Here is a 21,156-nt window from a genome sequence, read left to right as displayed (position 1 = left end):
GGCCTTCCTGCCGTCTTCCAATGCAATCAGTGAATACGTAAATCAACGTTTTGCCAAGGGTTTGACAGTGGTTTGTCGTGGGGCCGCTTGCAGAGCGACCACCAGCAGCGCTAAGGAACGGGCAGAAATGCGATAACGGAGCCGGCCTCGTGAAACCCAGAAAATTCCCGCAGATCAACGCAGCCCTTGATGAGCTAGGGGTGAAGCTGGTCGACAAGGTGACCGAACAGGACGAACGCGCCCGGCTGGAGGCGTTCGAGCGGGCAGGCGGGCTGGAGCGCCCCGCTTACACGCTGTCACCGGGCATGGAAAGCTTCGACATCGCGCAATTGGTCGCTGAATACGACCAGCACAAGGAGGCGCTGGAAGCGCTGAAGGACCCGGCCCGGAACCAGACCGGTTACCGGCTGGGCAATGGCTACTATGACAGCCCGGATGCTGACGCTCTGTATCTGATGATCCGCAGGTTCAAACCGAAACGCGTGATCGAGGTCGGCTGCGGCAATTCAACCCGCGTGACGCGGCAAGCCATCCTTGACGGAGCGTTGGACACGCAGATCACAGCAATCGACCCTTACCCGCGCGCAGATATCGCTCATGTGGTCGATGCGTTCGAACAAAAAAGGCTGGAGGAGGTCGATCCGGCGCTGTTCGAACAGCTTGAGGCCGGGGACGTTCTGTTCATCGATTCCAGCCATGTTGTTCGGATGAGCAATGACGTCGCGCATCTGTTCTGCCGCATCATCCCGACGCTGAAACCGGGCGTTGTTGTCCACGTGCATGATGTTTTTTTACCTTATGAGTATCCTAAGCGTTTCTTTTATGATTGCCCCGGTTGGGGTGAGCAATACATGCTGCACGCTTTGCTGCAATCCGGCGCGTTTTCAATGCTTTGGCCGGGGTATTACCTGCAACAAGACCGCCCTGATGCCTGTGAGGCGCTGCCGTTTCTGAATGATGGTCGGGCGCAGAGTATCTGGGTTCAGATCAAAGAACAGTGATCCTAAAGTGATCCGGTGCGAAACATGCGCCGTAAACCTTTCCATAACAAGCTGGAGAGGAGAAGACAGCCATGTTTCGTCGCACATTGATGGGCGCTGCCGCCGCCGTTGCACTTGCCATGCCGATCAAGGCTCAAGCTGCTGACATCGTTGACACCGCAGTATCTGCGGGATCGTTCACCACACTGGTCGCAGCCGTCCAGGCCGCCGGTCTGGTCGACACGCTGAAAGGCAGTGGCCCGTTCACCGTTTTTGCACCGACGGATGAGGCGTTTGCTGCTCTGCCTGAAGGCACGGTGGAAAGCCTGCTGCTGCCTGAAAACAAGGACAAACTGGTTGAGATTCTGACCTACCACGTTGTGCCTGCCAAAGTGATGTCCGGCGATATCGCTGGCAAGCGCGCGAAGGTTCTGACCGTTCAAGGCGATCGTCTGAGCGTCAATGCCAAAAACGGCGTCCGTGTGAATGGCGCTGATGTGGTGCAGGCCGACATCGAAGCCAGCAATGGCGTTATCCATGTGGTCGATGAGGTTATTCTGCCCGAATAACCTTGGCGCCCCGCTAAACAAAAAGCCCCGGTCCTGATGGCCGGGGCTTTGCTGTTCCTGGGTTTTGAACCTCAGACCAAACGTACCTGCGTTCCGATTTGGACCAGCGGGTACAGTTCTTCCACATGTTGGTTGTAAAGGCCGATGCAGCCCGACGAACTCTGCCGTCCGATCTTGCGGGTGTCGTGGGTTCCATGGACCAGATAAGCTGGCCAGCCCAGATACATCGCGCGCGTGCCCAGCGGGTTGCCGGGGTCACCACCCTCCATTCGAACGGGCAGAGACGGATCGCGTTCCCGCATTGAGGCGGTCGGCGTCCATGTCGGGTATTCGGCCTTGCGGACAACCTTGGTATAACCGCGCCTAGTCAGCTCTTCACTCATCGGAACCGAACTGGGGTATAGTTTATACGTCCCGTCCGGCCCCCAATAGTGAACCGCGCGGCTGGTGATGTCGGCCAGCAGGCAGCCCGCACCCAGCTGATCAAAATGGTCTTGCCAGTTCTGCTGCGAGAACGACGAGACATTTCGGCGTACCGGCAGTTGCGTGCTGATCGCATCTTCGCTTTGCGGGAAGGCGTCAGAACTTTGCGCGCGCACGAGGGCAGGCGTGGCCAGAACGGATGCAGCCCCCAAAAGGGCCGAACGGCGAGTCATGTTGGATTTGGACAAGGCGACCTCCGGAGGTTCTATCTGCTCGAATATATAGTTGCGCCGAAAATATTTGCCAGGCTCGCAAATAGCCAGCCTCCACAGTTTGAATTTATCGTGAGATTCCAGATTTTGGAGGGCTCTGGCGGAACCCCGCCAATGAAAAACCCGGCCAAAGCGGCCGGGGTTTAGTAGATTTGGCTTTGGATCAGTCCATAGCTTTGAAGTTGAACTCACCACCTTCCTTGATGCCCGACGGCCAGCGGGCCGTGACAGTCTTGGTGCGGGTGTAGAACTTGAAGCTGTCCGGGCCGTGCTGATTAAGGTCACCGAACATGGATTTCTTCCAGCCACCAAAGGTGTGGTAGGCCAGCGGAACCGGGATCGGGACGTTGATGCCAACCATGCCGATGTTGATCCGGCTGGCGAAGTCACGTGCAGTGTCGCCATCGCGCGTGAAGATCGCGGTGCCGTTGCCGTATTCGTGGTCCATCGCCAAGCCAATCGCCTCTTCGTAGGAGCCTGCGCGAACGGTCGACAGGACCGGGCCGAAGATTTCCTGCTTGTAGATATCCATGTCAGGCGTCACGTGGTCGAACAGGTGCGGGCCGACAAAGAAACCGTCCTCATAGCCCTGCAAGCTGAAATCGCGGTTGTCGACGACCAGCTTCGCGCCTTGCTCAACGCCCGAGTTGATCAGGCCGAGGATGCGCTCTTTTGCAGCTCCGGTCACAACGGGGCCCATGTCCACGTCGTCTCCGGCTGTGTAGGGGCCGACTTTTAGCTTTTCGACGCGCGGGATCAGTTTCTCGATCAGACGGTCCGCGGTTTCTTCACCCACAGGAACGGCGACCGAGATCGCCATGCAGCGTTCGCCCGCCGCGCCAAAGCCCGCACCGACCAGCGCGTCTGCGGCTTGGTCCAGATCCGCGTCTGGCATGACGATCATGTGGTTCTTGGCACCACCAAAGCACTGCGCGCGTTTGCCGTTGGCCGTTGCGCGGCTGTAGATGTATTGCGCGATCGGAGTCGAGCCAACAAAGCTGACGCCCTGAATGATTTCGCTGTCGAGGATGGTGTCTACGGCCTCTTTGTCGCCATTGACGACCTGGAAGACGCCCTTGGGCAGGCCTGCCTCGATGAACAACTCGGCAAGCATCAGCGGAACCGAGGGGTCACGCTCGGACGGTTTCAGAACCACGGCGTTGCCGCAGGCCAGCGCCGGGCCAACGTGCCACAGAGGCATCATCGCCGGGAAGTTGAACGGCATGATCGAACCGACAACGCCCAGAGGCTGGCGCATCGAGTACATGTCGATACCGGGGCCTGCGCTGTCGGTGAACTCACCCTTCAGCATTTGTGGTGCGCCGATGCAGTATTCGATCACTTCCAGTCCGCGCTGCAGGTCGCCCTTGGCGTCAGGGATGGTCTTGCCATGCTCACGGCTGAGCGCTTCGGCCAGTTTGTCCATGTCGCGGTTCATCAGGCCGACCATGGCCATCATGACGCGCGCGCGCTTCTGCGGGTTGGTCGCGCCCCAAGCGGGCTGAGCGGCTGCGGCGGCTTCAATCGCCGCGGTGGTTTCGGCCGCGCTTGCCATTGGGCATTTGTACTGAACTTCACCCGTTGCCGGGTTGAAAACGTCATCAAAGCGACCCGAGGTTCCGGCCACGTTCTCGCCATTGATGAAATGAGTCAGATCTTGCATTGCAAACTCCTCCAATATGTTTGCGCGCAGAATAGGCTTGCAGAAATAACCTGAACAGAGGCAATGTCTCAAAAGAGCTTTGCAAAAATGCAAGGGGGGCGGGATGACGCCAAATTGGGATGATATGCGCGTTTTTCTTGCCGTCGCGCGTGAGGAAAGCCTGTCGTCAGCGGGGCGGATTCTCAAGATTGACCCCGCTACCGTTGGCCGGAGGATCGCCCGGTTAGAAGGCAGTCTGGACGCGCAGCTGTTCACTAAGTCGCAACAAGGCTACATTTTAACAACCGCCGGAGAACGCCTGCTGGATCACGGTCTGCAAGCCGAAGAGGCGATGCGCGCCGCCGCTGGCGCCGTGGTTGGATCGACCGAGTCGCTGAGTGGTCAGATTCGGATTGGTGCTCCGGATGGTTCGGCAAACTACCTTTTGCCTCAGGTCTGCGCGAAGATCAGCGATGCCAATCCGGATTTGGATATTCAAATCCTGGCGCTGCCGAGGATCATTAACCTGTCGCGGCGTGAGGCGGATATGGCTATCACGGTCAGCTCTCCGACCGCAGGCAAACTGCTGGTGCAAAAGGTCAGCGACTACAAACTGCATTTGGTTGCGGCGCAGGACTATCTGGACCGACACGCCCCGATCCAGACGGTCGAGGATCTAAAAGCCCACCGTTTGATCGGCTATATCCCGGATATGATTTTTGATCGCGAGCTGGACTACCTCAACGATCTGGGGATTGACCGGGTGGCGCTTGCATCGAACTCGGTACCTGTTCAATTGCGTCAGGCGGCGCTTGGGGCGGGGATCTGTGTTGCGCATGACTTCACGCTTCCGTTTCATCCGAACCTGCGCAGGTTGTTGACTGATCAGGTCAGTCTGACCCGCAGCTTTCATCTGGTTCGGCATCAAGGCGATCAGCGAAACGAACGCCTCAACCGCTTTGCGCAGGCATTGACCCGTGGGATTCGCGACGAAGTTGCACGGCTTGAGGCGGAAGCAGGAACTTGACACACATGACCATTCCGGCAACGCTTTGGAAAACAGTACGTTATTGCCGGAGGTTTTTTTATGCTCGTTCAAGCCATTCTGACATCCAAAGCCACCGATGAGGTGGTGACCGTCGCTCCATCCGCGACTGTGTCCGAGGCGGCGAAGATACTGGCGGAAAGACGCATCGGTACAGTTGTTGTCTCAGAGGACGGAGGCAGCACGGCCGTCGGTATCTTGTCCGAGCGCGACATTGTCCGAGAGCTGGCGGCCAGCGGCAGCGGGTGCCTGAACCAATCGGTCGACAGCTATATGACCAAGGACCTGATCACTGCGACACGACAGGAATCGGTCGAAGATATTCTGGCCCGCATGACCGAAGGCCGGTTCCGCCACATGCCGATTGTCGAGGATGGCAAGCTTGTCGGAATCGTCACCCTTGGGGACGTGGTCAAGGCGCAACTGACCGAGCTTGCAATGGAAAAAGACGCCCTGCAGGGCATGATCATGGGGCATTGAGGGGGCAGGGCATAACGCCCTCTTGCACCTGCAGCATGATTGTGTTTGCTGTCGCCGAGTTTTTTGAACGCAGGAGAGCGTGATGCGGGTTGGCCTTTATCCCGGAACTTTTGACCCGATCACCTTGGGGCATATCGACATAATCCGTCGGGCTTCGGCGCTGGTGGACAAGCTGGTAATCGGCGTGGCCATCAACCGCGATAAGGGACCATTGTTTTCGCTGGAAGAACGTGTTGCCATGATCGAAGCGGAATGCGCGCATCTGTCAGAACAGACGGGGACCCAGATCGTGGCGCATCCGTTCGAGAACCTGCTGATCGACTGCGCGCGGGATGTGGGCGCGCAGGTTATCGTGCGTGGGCTGCGGGCCGTCGCGGATTTTGAGTATGAATTCCAAATGGTTGGAATGAACCGGGCTCTGGACGATTCCATCGAGACCGTGTTCCTGATGGCCGAAGCGCGGCATCAGGCTATTGCTTCGAAACTGGTGAAAGAGATCGCGCGGCTGAACGGGGACGTGTCGAAATTCGTCACGCCCCGCGTGAACGTGGCCCTTAAAGAGCGGTTAGGATAACGCGCCCATCGCGGCGGCTGTGTCCAGCATCCGGTTCGAGAAGCCCCATTCGTTGTCATACCACGCCAGAACACGGACCAGCGTGCCATCCGTGACCTTGGTCTCCGCCAGCGACACAGTCGAGCTATGGGCATCGTGGTTGAAATCGATCGAGATCAGCGGACGGTTTTCGGCTGCCAGAACGCCAGGGATTTTGGCAGCGGCCTCAACAAACAGGGCGTTGACCTCCTCCTCGGACGTCGGGCGCGAGACCTCGGCCACCAGATCAACCACCGAAACATTTGGGGTCGGCACGCGGATCGCCTGACCGGTCAGTTTGCCCGCCAGCTGAGGAAGAACCAGCCCCACGGCTGCAGCAGCACCAGTGGTTGTCGGAATCATCGACAGAGCTGCCGCGCGCGACAAGTAGGGGTCTTTACCTGCGGTGTCATGCACCGGCTGGCTTGCGGTATAGGCGTGAACGGTGGTCATGTTTCCATGCACGATCCCCAACCCAGCATCCAGCGCCGCAGCAACAGGCGACAGGCAGTTGGTTGTGCATGAGGCATTCGACACAATCGTGTCCTCGGCAGTCAGTTCGGAATCGTTGACCCCAAATACGATCGTCTTGACGCCGCCGTCTCCACGGGCAGGGGCCGAGATCAGAACCTTCTTGGAGCCGTTCTTCAGGTGACGCTCAGCCGCTTCTCGGGTCCGGAATACGCCGGTGCATTCCAGCACGACATCGACATCCGACCAGTCCAACGCTTCGGGATCGCGTTCGCTGGTCAGTCGGATCGGACCCGCGCCAACGTCGAGACCGGCCTCGGACAATGTGACGGGCTTTGAGTAGCGGCCATGAACACTGTCAAACTCGAACAGATGGGCGTTCATTTCCAGCTTGGCCAGATCGTTGATCGCAACGATTTCAACGTCGGTCCGTCCCGACTCCATAACCGCGCGCAAAACGCCGCGCCCGATACGTCCAAATCCGTTAATGGCCAGTTTAAGTGTCATGTCCTGCTCCGTCAGAGTCTCTGCTCAAAATGAGTTAGCGCTAACAAAGCGAGATCGGCGAGAAAGTCAAGTAAAACCTTGCTCAGCGCCAGAAGGCGAGCCAGTCGAGAAAGTCGTAAAGTTTCTTGCCGAGGAACAGAAAATGCTCGGTCCCGAACAGGGCATAGTCCAGCATGATTGCGCCAAGGATCAGCAGCGCCAGCCAGATGGCGATTTGATTTGTCATGAGGGCCCCGAACAAAAACGCCCGCCCAGATAACCTGAGCGGGCGAAGCTGTTCAAGCGATCATGGGGAAATCAGTTAAGGCGCCCCATGGCGACGGCGACATCGGCCATACGAACCGAGAAGCCCCATTCATTGTCATACCACGCCAACACGCGGACCATGCGGTTGTCCACCACGCGGGTCTGGTCCGGGGCGAAGATCGAGCTTTCCTCAGTGTGGTTGAAATCGGTCGAGACCAGCGGCGCAGGCTCATAGCCCAGAACGCGCTGCATCGGGCCTTTGGCGGCCTTTTCAACGATCGCGTTGACCTCTTCGACTGTCACATCGCGCGAAGCGCGGAAGCTCAGGTCTACTGCCGATACGTTCGGAGTAGGGACGCGGATCGCCGAGCCGTCCAGACGACCTTTCAAGTTGGGCAGAACCTCGCCCAAGGCAGCCGCTGCACCAGTCGAGGTCGGGATCATCGACATCGCCGCCGCGCGGGCGCGGTACAGGTCGCTATGGCGACGGTCCAGTGTCGGCTGGTCGCCAGTATAGGCGTGGATGGTGGTCATGATTCCGTGCTCAATGCCAACACCTTCGTCCAGAACCTTGGCAAGCGGAGCAAGGCAGTTCGTGGTGCAAGAGCCGTTCGAGACCATGTTGTCATTTGCGGTCAGCGTGTTGTGGTTCACGCCAAACACGATGGTCTTGTCGACATTTTTGCCGGGGGCCGACAGCAGAACCTTCTGCGCGCCGCGATCCAGGTGGGTTTTTGCCTTGGTGCCGTCGTTGAACTTGCCGGTGCATTCCAGAACGACGTCGCAGCCTTCCCAATCCAATTCGTTCATGTCGTAGGTCGAGAACATCTGCATCGGGCCTCGGCCCAGATCCATGGTGTCGCCTTCGATCGACACTTCGCGCGGGAAACGGCCGTGAATGCTGTCATATTTCAGCAGATGCGCCGATGTTTCGAGCGGGCCGGTGGCGTTGACTTTGATCACTTCGATGTCGTTGCGGCCCGAGGCGGCAATGTGCGACAGGGTACAGCGGCCAATGCGGCCAAAACCATTGATACCGACCTTGATGGTCATGTGACGTCTCCAAATGCGCTTGCGTTTGAGGCCATATAGCCTTGAAACCGGAATCTCAAAAGGGCAAAAACGGCATATTTTTAAGGTGTTAGCGCAAACCTGGGCAGATTGCGCTAACGCTTGCGCTAGCTGTTGGATCGGGTAGGGTCCGTTTGCGGCAGGTGACAGGAAAGGACACGCGATGAGCGGACTGTTGGCCCTTTTGGATGATGTGGCGGGGATTGCCAAGGTGGCTGCGGCCTCGGTGGATGATGTCGTGGCGGCTGCTGGCAAGGCAGGGGCCAAAACGGCCGGGGTGATTATCGACGACGCTGCGGTTACGCCGAAATACGTACAGGGCTTCGCGCCCGCGCGTGAGTTGCCGATCATTTGGCGCATTGCCCGTGGGTCGGTTTTCAACAAACTCATTCTGCTACTACCAGTCGCCTTGTTGCTTGCGAATTTTGCGCCGTGGCTGATCACACCTTTGCTGATGCTGGGTGGGTCATATCTGTGTTTTGAAGGGGCCGAGAAAATTTTCCATGTTCTGTTCCCGCATGGTAGCCACGCCATCGAAAAGGACATGGATGTGCGTGATCCGGGCCATCTTGAAGAACAGAAGGTCAAGGGCGCAATCAAGACGGATTTCATCCTGTCGGCTGAGATCATGACCATTGCGCTGGCCGCGATTGAGGCCCCGAATGTGTGGATGCAAGCGGCGACTTTGGCCGTTGTCGGGCTTGGGGTGACTGTGGCCGTTTATGGCTCGGTCGCCTTGATCGTGAAAATGGACGATGTCGGGTTGTATCTGGCCGGAAACGCTCCGACGCCGGTGGGCCGAGGGTTGGGGCGCGGATTGGTCAAGGCCATGCCCACGGTGATGAAAACCCTTTCGATCGTCGGAACGGCGGCCATGCTGTGGGTGGGCGGATCAATCGTCATCCACGGGATGGAGGTTCTGGGCTTTGGCTGGCTGGGGCATCATATCCATGACTGGGCCTATGCGGTTGGTCATTCGGTCTCGGCGCAGTGGGAGGCCGCGGCGGAGTGGATCGCCAAGGCGACGATGGACGGCATCTTTGGTCTGGCCTGGGGGATGGTCTTGATCCCCCTGGCAACCAAGGTCATCGGGCCCGTGATGGGGGCGTTTTCAGGTTCATCCAAAGAACACTAGGCGATGACGTTAGGTCCTGCTGGCCTCCCCTTGCGGTCAGATTATCCTCGACGTGCCAATAGCTAAGTGGAATTCCCATGTCCGAGCCATCCCTTTTCGATGTCCTCAGCGCCGCTGAGGCGCAAGGCGATTGCCTCTGCTACCCGGTGCCGCAGAACTGGAAGCAAGGCCGCACAACATTCGGTGGATTTTCGTCGGCCCTAATGCTGTCAACGGTTTACAATCGGCACGAAGATTTACCGCCCCTCAGATCGGCTCTGGTCAATTTCACGGCGCCGATCAGTGATCCGCCGCAAATCAGAACGGAAGTCTTGCGCGAGGGGCGCAATGTGACGACCATCAACGCTCGTGCCGAAATCGGTGGCAATGTTGCGGCGCAAGCGACATTTTCTTTTGGCTGTGCGCAAGACAGCCATGTCGCGTTCGATTGCCCGGCCAAGCCCGTAGATGCGCCCGAGATGACGGAGTATTATTTCCCTCCAGATTTGCCGCGACCGCCGATACCTTTCCTTACAAACTTTGACGTCAGAAAGGTCGAGGGTGAATTGCCTTTCATGGGGGCAGATCGCGGGTATCTGCGCCTTTGGGCCCGACACAACGATCCTCGGATGTGGAACAGGACGGAGGGGTTGATTGCAATCGCTGACCTGCCACCGCCAGCTATCTACCCCGCACTGAAGAAACCCGGACCAAATTCGTCAATGAACTGGATTTTCAACGTGTTGTCCGAAGATATTCAAACACGCGACGGTTGGTTCTTACTGGAGCACCAACTTACCGCAGGCCGCGACGGCTATAGTTCGCAGGTCATGCGCGTTTGGAACACAGAAGGCGATTTGATCGTGGATGGAATGCAGTCTGTGATCATCTTTGTCTAAGAAAAAAGCCCCGGTGTGGACCGGGGCTTTTCATTTTGTGGCAGGCTGGTTTAGCCCAGAAGTTCCTTGACCTTGGCAACGGTCGCTTCGGCGGTTATGCCGAAATGCTTATACAGCTCACCTGCCGGGGCAGAGGCACCAAAGCTCGACATGCCGATGAAACCTGCCTTGGCTTCACGACCACGCTCACCCAGCAACCAGCGGTCCCATCCACCGGCGCGCACGGCGGCCTCGATTCCGACGCGCACGGCACCGGCGGGCAGCACGCGCTTGCGGTAGGCTTCGTCCTGCTCGGCGAACAGTTCCATGCAGGGCATGGAGACGACGCGGGTGCCGATGCCTTCGGCTTCAAGCATCGCTTTGGCTTCCATCGCCAAGGAAACCTCAGAGCCGGTAGCGATCAGGATCGCCTGACGTTTGCTCTCGGCTTCGGCCAGAACATAAGCGCCCTGAGCGGTCAGGTTCTTGGCCTTGTGATCCTTGCGCACGGTCGGCACGCCCTGACGGGTCAGCGACAGGACTGAGGGGCTGTCCTTGAAGGTCAGCGCCAGTTCCCAGGCTTCAGCGGTCTCGACGGTGTCGGCGGGGCGGAACACATAGGTGTTCGGCGTCGCGCGGCTGATCGCCAGATGCTCGACGGGCTGGTGGGTCGGGCCGTCTTCACCCAGACCGATCGAGTCATGGGTCATCACGAAAACCGACGGGATTTTCATCAGCGCGGCCAGACGCATGGACGGGCGGGCATAGTCGGTGAAGGCCATGAAGGTACCGCCATAGGGGCGGATGCCACCGTGTAGCGCCATACCGTTCATCGCGGCGGCCATGCCGTGCTCACGGATACCGTAGTGGATGTAGCGACCCTTGCGGTTTTCCGGCAGGAACACACCCATATCAGCCGATTTGGTGTTGTTCGAACCGGTCAGGTCAGCCGAGCCGCCCACGGTCTCGGTCATGATCGGGTTCACAACGTTCAGAACCTTTTCGGACGAGGCGCGGGTGGCCAGCTTGGGCTGATCCTCCGACATCTGTTTCTTGAAGGAACGGATCGCACCGGCCAGTTTCTTGGGTGCTTCAAACGCGTAGGCTCGGTTGAACTCGGCCTGTTTGCGTTCCGAGATTTGCGCGAAACGCTCTTCCCATTCTGCGCGCTCGGCGGCACCACGGGCGCCGATGGCTTCCCAAGCCGATTTTACATTGGCAGGGATTTCGAATGCGTCATGCGGCCAGCCATAGCCTTCTTTGGCGGCTTTCAACTGCTCCTGATCCGTCAGTGCGCCGTGACCTTTCGAGGTGTCCTGTGCGGCGTGACCCAGAGCGATGTGGCTTTTGCAGGCAATCATCGAAGGTTTTTTCGATTTTTTCGCCTGCGTGATCGCCGCGTCGATGGCCTGAGGATCATGGCCGTCGATCTCGACCACGTGCCAGCCCGAGGCTGAAAAACGACGAACCTGGTCAGTGCGGTCGGCGATATCCACGGTGCCGTCGATGGTGATGTTGTTGTCGTCCCAGAAGACGATCAGTTTGCCCAGCTCATGGCGGCCGGCCAGAGTGATCGCTTCTTGGCTGACGCCTTCCATCAGGCAGCCGTCGCCTGCGATCACATAGGTGTAGTGATCAACGATCTTCTTGCCGTAATGCGCGCGTTGGATTTCCTCGGCCATGGCAAAGCCCACAGCGTTTGAGATGCCCTGACCAAGCGGGCCGGTGGTGGTTTCAATCCCGTCGACCAGGAAGTTCTCTGGGTGACCCGCAGTTTTCGCACCCAGCTGACGGAAGTTCTTGATCTCGTCCAGCGTCACATCCGCGTGGCCGGTGAGATACAGCAGCGAATAGATCAGCATCGAGCCGTGGCCCGCCGACAGAATGAAGCGGTCGCGGTCCGGCCAGTTCGGGGCAGAGGCGTCGAATTTCAGATGCTTTTCGAACAAGACGGTCGCAACATCGGCCATGCCCATCGGCATACCGGAATGGCCGGAATTGGCGGCGGCGACGGCGTCAAGGGTCAGGGTGCGGATGGCCGCAGCTTTGTCCCAGTGTTCGGGGTTTGCATTGCGCAGCGCAGTCAGGTCCACGGGCGTTGTTCCTTTGGGTTTGAAGCAGATTGCGCGCTCAATAGCATTCAGCCCTCAAAGTGCAAGCAGAACCGGGCGAAACAAGGTCGCACCGCTTGAAGAGAGCTGTCCAAGCCTTTGAAACCAAACAGTGGGTATTTTCTGTCACATTCCGCTAGACTGGGGTCAAGCGGGACCGATTCTTGATTCGGGCGGTTCGGCAACAGAATGAACCTTGGTTAAGAGGTGACAGGGGCATGAGCCAGATTGAAGAGTTACAGCAACGCATTCTTGCCGCGATGGAGCGAATTGGCACGGGCGTGACAGCCCTGCAAAATGCGCCGGCGGGCGATGCAGATGAAGGGTTGCAAGCAGCGCTGGACGATGAACGTGTTGCCAACGCACAGCTGCAAGAGCGCCTGACTTCGTTGAAGGAACGCCACGAGCAGGAAGTTGACGGTATGCGCGCCGATATGGAGGCGCTGCGTGCTGCGCCAGAGCCTACGGCCGATGTGGACGCGCTGCGGGCTGAGTTGGCCGAAGCCGCAACTAAGCTTTCTGCAGTCGAGGCTGCGCGGGCCGAACTGGCTGAGGCAAAGGCGGCACTGGAAAACACCGAGGAATTGGACGCTCTGAAAGCCGAGAACGCGCAATTGCGGGCTGATCTGGAAGGTCAGGAAGACCCGGCCGCGCTGCGGGCCGAGATTGAAGAGATGAGGGCTGCTATTTTGCGGGCTGGAGACATCGAGGCCGAAAATAGCCGTTTGCGGGCCGAATTGGCTGATAGCGAAAGGGTGGCCGAACTGAACGCGGAGCTGGAGATGCTGAGGGCCGAGCGTGCAAGCCACGGGGCTGCCATGTCACGTCTTGATGATGATCTGCAGAGGATGCGGCAGGCGAATGAGCAACTACGCAACTCGGTTGATGCCCTGCGCGCTGCGGCGCAAGAGGGAGTTCAGGACGCGGAGCTGTTGAATCAAGCGACTGTGGCGGAGTTGGAAGCAACGCGCGCGGCGCAAGCGACCGATGCGGCCGAGGCGCGGGCTGTTCTGGCTCGCCTTGAGCCTCTGCTATCGCAGGCGAAACTGGCAGAAGGTGAGGTTGAGTAATGCCCGAAGTGACCATTCATATCGGCGGGCGCGGGTTTGACGTGTCCTGTCAGGACGGGGAAGAAAGCTTTCTGCAGGCTGCCGCTAAAATGCTGGATGACGAAGCGCAGGTGCTTTCGGATCAGATCGGGCGTATGCCGGAATCCCGCATGTTGTTGATGGCCGGTCTGATGCTGGCGGACAAAACAGCCGCAACTGACGACAAGGTCAAAGCGCTTGAGGCGAAACTGGCGGAAACCGAGGCCGAGCTTCAAACGCTACGCAGCGCGCCTGCACCTGAACCCGAACGGATCGAGGTCGCTGTTGTGCCGCCTTCGGTTACAGATACACTGGCCGAATTGGCCGCACGGGCCGAAGCCCTGGCATCAGATATCGAGGAAAAAGCGAAATGAAACGAGCATGCGGCTTGATCTGTGGGGCCGTGGCCCTTGTGTGTACATCCAAGGCGATGGCCGAGATCGACATACTGACGGTGACGTTCAACTGCGAGAACGGTATTCCGCTGCCAGTGACGTATTTCAACGCATCCGATGGCTCGGGCGCCGCGGCGACGATGGTCGACAATTCACTGGTCGCAATGCGTCAGGTCGAGAGCGGCTCGGGCATTCGGTACGAATCCGTGGATACGAACGGAACCTATATCCTGCGGTCAAAAGGGTGGAATGCCACAGTGAGCTTCCTGGCGACAAACGCCGCCAGTGAGCAGGTCATTTTTCAGGATTGCTCCAGCCGTTAATGCCGGGTCAGGCGTTAGCCTCACGGATTTTGTCGGCTGCTTCCTTGTTGTAGCCGACATTGTTTTCGTCAAACAACGTGTCCAATTCACCCGAAAGGGTCATTTCGGTGATGATATCGCAGCCACCGACAAACTCGCCTTTTACATAAAGCTGCGGCACGGTCGGCCAGTCCGAATAGTCCTTGATGCCTTGACGGACTGCTTCGTCGGCCAAAACATTCACATCAGCGTAGTCGACGCCCATGTAGTTCAGCACACCTGCCACACGGGATGAGAAACCGCACTGAGGCATCTCTTTGGTGCCTTTCATATACAGCACTACGTCGTTGGCTTTGACGGTTTCGTCGATCTGGGTCTTCACGTCGGTCATTTCGCGTTTCCTTTGCTCTTCGGCATCATAGCTTTGGCGTAATCTTGCGTATCCTTGGGGATATAGGCTCTGCCGAGCTGATTGCACTGTCATGTGATTTATAGGAGGACTGCAGTAGGTGTTTTCTCTGTCACGGCGGCGATCCTCGCCTAGTCTTGCGCCCAGTCTTTGATTTGTTCCGCGCCAACAGCGTGATGAGCAGAACAAAGACGGAAACCGCAATTGAGATTACAATCGCATGTTCCATTCTACTCCGGCACTTTGGTGGTCAGCGCCAGCGCGTGCAGGTCACCGTCCGGGCCGTCCATTTTACCTTTCAAGGCCGCATAAACAGCGCGCTGTTGCTGGACGCGGTTCTTGCCGCGAAAGCTCTCATCCACGACCATGGCGGACATGTGAACGCCATCGCTGCCGCCAACCTGAATTTCCGCGTTGGGAAAGCTCTCGCGCAGCAGGGTTTCAATCTCGTGGGCGCTCATTGGCATCTAGGCTTACTCCTGAAGGTCTTTCCCAAGATGTAGAGCGATGGGAAGGCGCGTGCAAGATGTGGAAGGTCTTTCAGATATGCAAATCCCGCACCGATCAGGGCGCGGGACTATTCGTTTGTAGAAAGAGTAGTGTGATCAGGCGACCGCGGTGGCAAAGCTTTGGCGGAAAACCTCAGTCAATTCGGCCAGAGGGGCTTCGGAACTGCCGATCTTGACCGTCTCGCCCGTAAAGCGACCAACCGAGGTCAATGGGACGCCAGCCTGACCAGCTGCGATCATCAATGCCTCGGCCTGATCAAAGTTGCAGGCCACCAGATAACGGGCTTGATCTTCGCCGAACAGCACCTCGGTCGAGGCATCGTCGAGGTGAACGCCAACGCCCGCCGCTTCGGCCAGTTCAAACGCGGCCAGTGCCAGGCCACCGTCGCTCAGGTCGGTGCAGGCCTTGATCATCTCGCGGTTGGCGCGGATGAAGTCGCCGTTGCGCTTCTCGGCCTCAAGATCCACGTGGGGCGCATCGCCTTCTTCGCGGTTGAACACCTCGGCCAGAAGGGCGGATTGGCCCAGATGGCCTTTGGTTTCCCCGATCACGAGGGCCACGTGACCTTCACGCACCTCGTTTCCAATGATCTCATTGGTGTGGTTGAGCAGGCCAACGGCGCCAATGGTCGGGGTCGGCAGGATCGCCTGACCGTCGGTCTCGTTGTAGAGCGAGACGTTGCCGGACACGATGGGCACATCGAGCGCGCCAACGGCGGCTCCGATGCCTTGAATCGCGCCAACGAACTGGCCCATGATCTCGGGCTTTTCAGGGTTGCCGAAATTCAGGTTGTCGGTTGTGGCCAGCGGTTTGGCCCCGACAGCGGTCAGGTTGCGATAAGCCTCTGCCACCGCTTGCTTACCACCTTCAACCGGGTTGGCGCGGACATAGCGCGGCGTCACGTCTGAGGTAAAGGCTAGAACCTTGTCGGTGCCGTGAACACGCACCATACCGGCACCCAGACCCGGCGTGCGGGCGCTGTCAGCCATAACCATGGTGTCATACTGCTCATAGACCCACTGCTTGCCCGCATAGTTGGGCGAAGAGAGCAGGGCGCGCAGACCATCAATCGGGTCGATCTGCGGGACGTCGGCCAATTCCTCAGCCTCGGGTGTCGCGACCCATGGGCGGTCATATTCCGGCGCGGTCGACGAGAGTTTCGACAGGACCAAGTCAGCTTTCACCTCGCCATTGTGCATAATCAGAAAACGGTCTTCGGCGATAGTTTCGCCGACGATGGCAAAGTCGAGGTCCCACTTTTCGAACACGGCCCGAGCTTCAGCCTCAAGCTCGGGTTTCAGAACCATCAACATGCGTTCCTGAGACTCGGACAGCATCATCTCATAGGCTGTCATGTTCTCTTCGCGCTGCGGTACGTTTTCGAGGTCCAGACGGACACCCAGACCACCTTTGTCGCCCATCTCAACTGCCGAGCAGGTCAGGCCTGCCGCGCCCATGTCCTGGATCGAAATCACGGCGCCGGTTTTCATCAACTCCAGCGTCGCCTCCATGAGGCGCTTTTCAGTAAAGGGGTCGCCGACCTGAACGGTGGGACGTTTCTCTTCGATGGTATCGTCGAACTCGGCCGAGGCCATGGTCGCACCGCCAACACCGTCACGTCCAGTTTTGGCACCGAGGTACACGACGGGCATTCCGACGCCAGAGGCCGCCGAGTAGAAGATTTTATCGCTGTCTGCCAAACCTGCCGCGAAGGCGTTCACAAGACAGTTGCCGTTGTAGGCCGGGTGGAAGCGGACCTCGCCACCGACGCAGGGCACGCCGAAGCAGTTGCCGTAGCCGCCGATACCTTCGACCACGCCGTTGACCAACTGGCGGGTCTTGTGGTGGCCGGGCTCACCAAAGGACAGGGCGTTCATCGAGGCGATCGGGCGCGCGCCCATGGTGAAGACGTCGCGCAGAATGCCGCCAACGCCGGTTGCCGCACCCTGATAGGGTTCGATGTAAGACGGGTGGTTGTGGCTTTCCATCTTGAAAACAACTGCTTGCCCGTCGCCGATATCGACCACGCCTGCATTCTCACCCGGGCCGCAGATCACCTGAGGGCCGGATGTAGGCAGGGTGCGCAGCCATTTCTTGGAGGATTTATAAGAGCAATGCTCGTTCCACATAGCCGAGAAAATGCCAAGCTCGGTGAATGTCGGCTCACGCCCGATGATCTCGAGGATCATGTCGTATTCCTCGGGCTTCAACCCGTGGGCGGCAATCAGATCAGGTGTGATGGCTGGCTCTTGCATCCTGTTTCGGTCCCCGAGATGGCAATGTTTGGCGCCTTTTAGGGGAAGGGACCGCCGGGGGGAAGAGAAAAGGCACTTTCCAAGCGTTGTCCTGTTGCAAACCGGACAAAGGTGCAATTAGCGCGGATCGGACAGAGCTTCAAATGAGGTACCGGCACGCGACAGAGACAGCGGCGTGCCGGGTTGAGTTTACTTCTGCTGGTCTTGTTGCTGCGCCTGCTGAGCAACAGCCCCGGCGGCGGCCCCAACGGCTGCTTTCTGGTCGTCACTCAGGTGTTCCGCATCATCCAGACCGGGGATGGCGACACGCACTTCGCGGCGTGCGAAGTCAATGCCGTTTTCCTTGAAGGCCGCCTTCACGCGGTTGAAGATCTCTTTGCGCAGTGTGAACTGCTTTCCGGGTTTGGCCATGAACTTGCCCCGGATGATCATGCCGACATCGTCAAAGTCGAACACACCCTGAGACTTGAACGGCTGCAGGAAGCCATCCTTGTGGGTCTCGTCCTCCATCATCTCGGCGCCGATCTTCTTGAAGATCTTCTTCACCTTGTTGGGATCAGTATCGAAAGGCACGGTAAACTTCAGCTTCATGATGACCCAGTCGCGGCTGTAATTGGTCAGCTTCTGAATCTCACCATAGGGGATGGTGTGGACCGGACCGCGATGGTGACGCAGCTGCATGGAGCGGATCGAGATCTTCTCGACCGTTCCGGTGGTGCCTCCCACATCGACATACTCACCAACGCGGAAGGCATCATCGATCAGGAAGAAAATCCCGCCAACGATGTCGGATACCAGCTTTTGCGCGCCGAAACCGATGGCCAGACCCAGGATACCGGCACCAGCCAGAAGTGGCGTGATGTCGAGCCCAAGGGCGCCCAATGCTAGCAAAACGAAGATGACGGCAATCGCCACCTGAGCCGTTACCCGCAGCAGCGGCAGAACCGTTGCTAGACGCGAGCCACCAGCACCGCCGCCTTCGCCGGCTTCTTCGTCTGGGCTTTGCGCGGCCGTCATCTCTTTTGCCAGTCGGCGGTTGATCCAGAGCGAGACGACCTCATTGAGGATGTAGCCGACGGCGATGATGATGAAGAACTGCACCAGTTTGCTGCCGGAATCCGCGTCTCCGCCAGCAATTTCCTGCAGATCGAGATCCCAGGCATTGGCGATCATCAAGATGACCAGAATACCGGCCAGAACCCGACCGATACGGATGTAGCTGCGCTTGGTTGATTTATAGGCGCGTTCGGCCACCGAACCTTCGCCCTGCATCGGCGGCTGCAAATGCCGGACAAGCCCTCGGATCAAGGTGTCGAGCGCCGGGGCGATTAACAGCCAGAACATGGTGGTGAAATGCGCCCCCTGCACCAGCAGAGCCAGCGATGCCGGGTTGCGTTGAGCCACCAGAAACTCGACCAGCAGCCATGTCGCGGCCGAGACCGCAATGGCGAAGTAGGGGTAATAGTGTGCCACTTCCTCGTCGAATTTGGTGTGGTCAGGGTCAGTTCCCAGCATCATCTGCGACAGACCTTCGCGCGCTTTCCATGCGATCAGGCCGATATAGATGTGAATGCCTGCGTTCAGCCAGAATCCGATACGCGTATCATCTCCCGTGATGCCGTTCAGGCTGTTGAAGTGTAGCAGGAACAGGGTGAAACCGATCAGGATCAGCAACCCGATCAGGTTGCGATGCAGGTATTTGGCCCAATGATCGTCGATATTTACCAGACGGTAATGGGGTTTGTTCGGCGCCAGCACAAAGCGCGAGGCGGCGGCACCCAGCCGTGGTATCCAGATCAGGTAGAACACAAACGGCCCGGCATAGGTGATTTGCTCGGGCGTCAGCAGTCCACGCCCAACCGCGCGGATGACCACGTAAAAAACTACAAGCCCCGCGATTTCCCGACAGAAACGACCGAAAAGATAGCGGGCAGCGCCCCAGAGATCGCCTTCGGCTTCGGCCTCGGTCTGGACATGCCAGCGGCGGGTCAGAATCTCGAACAGTTTTTCGGCGATGAAGCCCACAACCAGAACACTTGCAACCAGCCCCATCAGAACCAACGCGCCATATGAGGTAAACGTGGTCGCAAAGTTCTTGATGGCGGTGGCTTGCGCGCTGAAGAGATTGGGGACGGTCGTTATGACATGCGTCCACGAGGCGACCATTTCGCTCCAGACTTCATTCAACTCGGTAATCGGATCCTCGCGATCCTCTGCAGCGGCTGCGTTTTTCTCTGCCACCGCGTCCAGACGCTCCAACAGGATAGAGCGGACCTGATCATCCGACATACGGGCGACCAGATCGTCCACTTGTTCGGGTGTCAGGTCCTCGGGGATATCGACGGTGGCAGGCGCGCTAGAGGTCGACGTGCCCGCAACTTGGGCATGCAGGGGGCCGACCAGTAAAAATAGTGAAAAAATCGCCGCCAGAAGGCGGAGGGGGCTTATCATGGTTCTGTCCTCGAACACGAATTTTTAAACGTTTTTTCGGATCATAGGCAGGTGTCGGAGAATTTCCCAGAAATTTCATCGCTCTGGGCGGTGAGATTGGGGAAAACTAAAAAATGATTTTTGAAGAAGCTAAAAAAAAAGGCCGAGCACTAAGCTCGGCCATAGTCCAACAGGGAGGTATGAAGATGATGAGCGTTTCAGCATCACCGCCTTCGAGTGCTCATTTAGGGGTCGGTTTGTGAACGTTCAAGAAGTTTTAATCTGATCGTTCAGCATTGCTGCTATGCTGCGAGTGCATAGCTAGAGTTTACCCATCATTTTCAGTTGTTTGCGTTGCGCGATGATCTCGTCCTGAACGAAGTCTCGGAACGCTCCGACCCGCTTGGAATGGCGCAATTCTTCCGGATAAGCGAGGTATACGGGAACGTCCGCGTTTTCGATTTCCGACAGGATCGGAACGAGGTGCGGGAAGTCCTGCGTCACGTAGTCGGGCAGGACGCCAATTCCCAAATTGTGCAACACGCCCTGAAGAACGCCGAAATAGTTGTTCACTGTCAGCAGGGACCCCGGATTGAAGGTCATCAGATGACGCACCATCGCTGCGCTTGCACCCACCTGCGGGGCAGAAGGGGTCTGGCAGATCAGGCGGTGTTCCTTGATCTCTTCCAGCGATTTCAGCATCCCGCCATGGGATTCTAGATACTCCTGCGTGGCATAGAGCTTCATTTGGACGGTCATCAGGCGTTTGCGGATCAGATCGGCCTGGCTGGGCTCTTTCATCCGGATGGCAACATCGGCCTCACGCATGGGCAGGTCCAGAACACGTTCCTCGAGCATTAGGTCGATGTTCAGATCAGGGTACTGTTCGTAAAGTTTGGGCAGGCGCGGGGCGAGCCACAGGGTGCCGAAGCCGAATGTGGTGGTCACGCGCAGGACGCCGAACACTTCCTCTTCGCTGTCGCGGATGCGGGCGGCGGCGGCGTCCAAACGTTTGGACATGGCCGAGGTGGCATCAAACAGCAACTCACCCTGTTCGGTGAGAATCAGACCGCGGGCGTGGCGGTGGAAAAGGGTTGCGTCGAGCGATTCTTCAAGCGCGCGGATCTGACGGCTCACGGCGGATTGAGATAAATTGAGCCTGTCCCCTGCATGGGTCAGGCTGCCGGCATCTGCCACCGCGTGAAATATTCTAAGCTTGTCCCAATCCATCGCCGCAACTTTCGTTATCCTCGTGAAGCCCTATATGAAATAGGTAACAAGTTCCACAATCAAACCATGAAATCCTTGGGATTCAGGGGATAATGGCTATACAGGTCAATAATTATGACCTAAAATGCGTGAATAT

General features: G+C 58.1%; 21 protein-coding genes. 10 read left to right on the top strand and 11 right to left on the bottom strand.

Annotation, left to right across the window (positions count from 1 at the left end; genetic code table 11):
• The first annotated feature begins 149 nt into the window (after nt 1-149).
• Nucleotides 150-1,001 (top strand): class I SAM-dependent methyltransferase, encoded by an 852-nt coding sequence (locus ACR0NO_RS02100; RefSeq protein ID WP_480722802.1) that lies wholly within the window; start codon nt 150-152, stop codon nt 999-1,001.
• A gap of 71 nt (nt 1,002-1,072) precedes the next feature.
• The gene (locus ACR0NO_RS02095) at nt 1,073-1,549 is read left to right on the top strand and encodes a fasciclin domain-containing protein (RefSeq protein ID WP_480523799.1); all 477 of its coding nucleotides are present in this window, start codon (nt 1,073-1,075) and stop codon (nt 1,547-1,549) included.
• A gap of 71 nt (nt 1,550-1,620) precedes the next feature.
• On the opposite strand, the gene ACR0NO_RS02090 is transcribed toward ACR0NO_RS02095, so the two are convergent.
• Both ACR0NO_RS02090 and ACR0NO_RS02085 read right to left on the bottom strand, forming a co-directional pair.
• Entirely contained in the window at nt 1,621-2,205 is a 585-nt protein-coding gene (locus tag ACR0NO_RS02090; protein ID WP_170641445.1) for a L,D-transpeptidase, read from the bottom strand.
• A 202-nt stretch (nt 2,206-2,407) separates the two neighbouring features.
• A complete protein-coding gene (locus ACR0NO_RS02085) occupies nt 2,408-3,907 on the bottom strand; it encodes a CoA-acylating methylmalonate-semialdehyde dehydrogenase (protein WP_170467131.1) in 1,500 nt (499 codons plus the stop codon).
• Nucleotides 3,908-4,010: 103 nt separating this feature from the next.
• On the opposite strand from ACR0NO_RS02085, the gene ACR0NO_RS02080 reads away from it, so the two are divergent.
• The 3 genes from ACR0NO_RS02080 (at nt 4,011) to coaD (ending at nt 5,985) form a co-directional block, all read left to right on the top strand.
• Nucleotides 4,011-4,913 (top strand): LysR family transcriptional regulator, encoded by a 903-nt coding sequence (locus tag ACR0NO_RS02080; protein ID WP_480722801.1) that lies wholly within the window; start codon nt 4,011-4,013, stop codon nt 4,911-4,913.
• Nucleotides 4,914-4,973: 60 nt separating this feature from the next.
• The gene (locus tag ACR0NO_RS02075; RefSeq protein ID WP_170659465.1) at nt 4,974-5,411 is read left to right on the top strand and encodes a CBS domain-containing protein; all 438 of its coding nucleotides are present in this window, start codon (nt 4,974-4,976) and stop codon (nt 5,409-5,411) included.
• Nucleotides 5,412-5,493: 82 nt separating this feature from the next.
• Nucleotides 5,494-5,985, top strand: a complete 492-nt coding sequence (coaD, locus tag ACR0NO_RS02070; RefSeq protein ID WP_170373601.1) for a pantetheine-phosphate adenylyltransferase — start codon at nt 5,494-5,496, stop codon at nt 5,983-5,985.
• Here coaD and gap (ACR0NO_RS02065) read toward each other — a convergent pair.
• The 3 genes from gap (ACR0NO_RS02065) to gap (ACR0NO_RS02055) all read right to left on the bottom strand — a co-directional run bounded on the left by gap (ACR0NO_RS02065) (nt 5,977) and on the right by gap (ACR0NO_RS02055) (nt 8,280).
• Nucleotides 5,977-6,981 (bottom strand): type I glyceraldehyde-3-phosphate dehydrogenase, encoded by a 1,005-nt coding sequence (gap, locus tag ACR0NO_RS02065; protein ID WP_480722800.1) that lies wholly within the window; start codon nt 6,979-6,981, stop codon nt 5,977-5,979. The two genes, coaD and gap (ACR0NO_RS02065), sit on opposite strands and share 9 nt — an antisense overlap.
• Before the next feature lie 82 nt (nt 6,982-7,063).
• Nucleotides 7,064-7,207, bottom strand: coding sequence for a hypothetical protein (locus ACR0NO_RS02060; protein ID WP_170458101.1), 144 nt, complete (start codon nt 7,205-7,207; stop codon nt 7,064-7,066).
• Nucleotides 7,208-7,278: 71 nt separating this feature from the next.
• Nucleotides 7,279-8,280, bottom strand: coding sequence for a type I glyceraldehyde-3-phosphate dehydrogenase (gap, locus tag ACR0NO_RS02055; protein WP_480722799.1), 1,002 nt, complete (start codon nt 8,278-8,280; stop codon nt 7,279-7,281).
• A 181-nt stretch (nt 8,281-8,461) separates the two neighbouring features.
• Here gap (ACR0NO_RS02055) and ACR0NO_RS02050 point away from each other — a divergent pair, with 181 nt between their 5' ends.
• Together ACR0NO_RS02050 and ACR0NO_RS02045 are read left to right on the top strand one after the other, a co-directional pair.
• The gene (locus ACR0NO_RS02050) at nt 8,462-9,433 is read left to right on the top strand and encodes a DUF808 domain-containing protein (RefSeq protein ID WP_170373605.1); all 972 of its coding nucleotides are present in this window, start codon (nt 8,462-8,464) and stop codon (nt 9,431-9,433) included.
• Nucleotides 9,434-9,510: 77 nt separating this feature from the next.
• Complete coding sequence (locus ACR0NO_RS02045) at nt 9,511-10,311, top strand: thioesterase family protein (protein ID WP_480722798.1); 801 nt, start codon at nt 9,511-9,513, stop codon at nt 10,309-10,311.
• Between the two features lie 50 nt (nt 10,312-10,361).
• On the opposite strand, the gene tkt is transcribed toward ACR0NO_RS02045, so the two are convergent.
• Nucleotides 10,362-12,383, bottom strand: a complete 2,022-nt coding sequence (gene tkt, locus ACR0NO_RS02040; protein WP_480722797.1) for a transketolase — start codon at nt 12,381-12,383, stop codon at nt 10,362-10,364.
• Nucleotides 12,384-12,619: 236 nt separating this feature from the next.
• On the opposite strand from tkt, the gene ACR0NO_RS02035 reads away from it, so the two are divergent.
• The 3 genes from ACR0NO_RS02035 to ACR0NO_RS02025 are packed head-to-tail and all read left to right on the top strand — an operon-like array spanning nt 12,620 to nt 14,207.
• Nucleotides 12,620-13,471: a hypothetical protein gene (locus ACR0NO_RS02035; protein ID WP_480722796.1), complete on the top strand. Its 852-nt coding sequence runs from the start codon at nt 12,620-12,622 to the stop codon at nt 13,469-13,471.
• Nucleotides 13,471-13,863 (top strand): cell division protein ZapA, encoded by a 393-nt coding sequence (locus ACR0NO_RS02030; protein ID WP_170373609.1) that lies wholly within the window; start codon nt 13,471-13,473, stop codon nt 13,861-13,863. The genes ACR0NO_RS02035 and ACR0NO_RS02030 overlap by 1 nt, the downstream gene beginning before the upstream one ends.
• A complete protein-coding gene (locus ACR0NO_RS02025) occupies nt 13,860-14,207 on the top strand; it encodes an MliC family protein (protein ID WP_480722795.1) in 348 nt (115 codons plus the stop codon). Before ACR0NO_RS02030 ends, ACR0NO_RS02025 begins: the two co-directional genes overlap by 4 nt.
• Before the next feature lie 7 nt (nt 14,208-14,214).
• Here the strand turns inward: ACR0NO_RS02025 and grxD are convergent, their stop codons facing one another.
• The 5 genes from grxD to ACR0NO_RS02000 all read right to left on the bottom strand — a co-directional run bounded on the left by grxD (nt 14,215) and on the right by ACR0NO_RS02000 (nt 21,020).
• On the bottom strand, nt 14,215-14,577 hold the full coding sequence (gene grxD, locus ACR0NO_RS02020; protein WP_170373611.1) for a Grx4 family monothiol glutaredoxin: 363 nt from the start codon (nt 14,575-14,577) through the stop codon (nt 14,215-14,217).
• Between the two features lie 248 nt (nt 14,578-14,825).
• Nucleotides 14,826-15,062 carry a BolA/IbaG family iron-sulfur metabolism protein gene (locus tag ACR0NO_RS02015; protein WP_170373612.1) on the bottom strand — a complete coding sequence of 79 codons (237 nt, stop codon included), beginning with the start codon at nt 15,060-15,062 and terminating at the stop codon, nt 14,826-14,828.
• A 138-nt stretch (nt 15,063-15,200) separates the two neighbouring features.
• Complete coding sequence (gene purL, locus ACR0NO_RS02010) at nt 15,201-17,360, bottom strand: phosphoribosylformylglycinamidine synthase subunit PurL (protein ID WP_480722794.1); 2,160 nt, start codon at nt 17,358-17,360, stop codon at nt 15,201-15,203.
• Nucleotides 17,361-17,549: 189 nt separating this feature from the next.
• Nucleotides 17,550-19,811 (bottom strand): mechanosensitive ion channel family protein, encoded by a 2,262-nt coding sequence (locus tag ACR0NO_RS02005; RefSeq protein ID WP_480722793.1) that lies wholly within the window; start codon nt 19,809-19,811, stop codon nt 17,550-17,552.
• A gap of 300 nt (nt 19,812-20,111) precedes the next feature.
• Nucleotides 20,112-21,020 carry a LysR family transcriptional regulator gene (locus ACR0NO_RS02000; RefSeq protein WP_480722792.1) on the bottom strand — a complete coding sequence of 303 codons (909 nt, stop codon included), beginning with the start codon at nt 21,018-21,020 and terminating at the stop codon, nt 20,112-20,114.
• Nucleotides 21,021-21,156 lie beyond the last annotated feature (136 nt).

The sequence above is a fragment of the Ruegeria sp. CL3 genome, from assembly GCF_056536505.1.
Note: the sequence above shows the minus strand (reverse complement) of the source record. Positions and strands in the feature narration are given on the sequence as shown.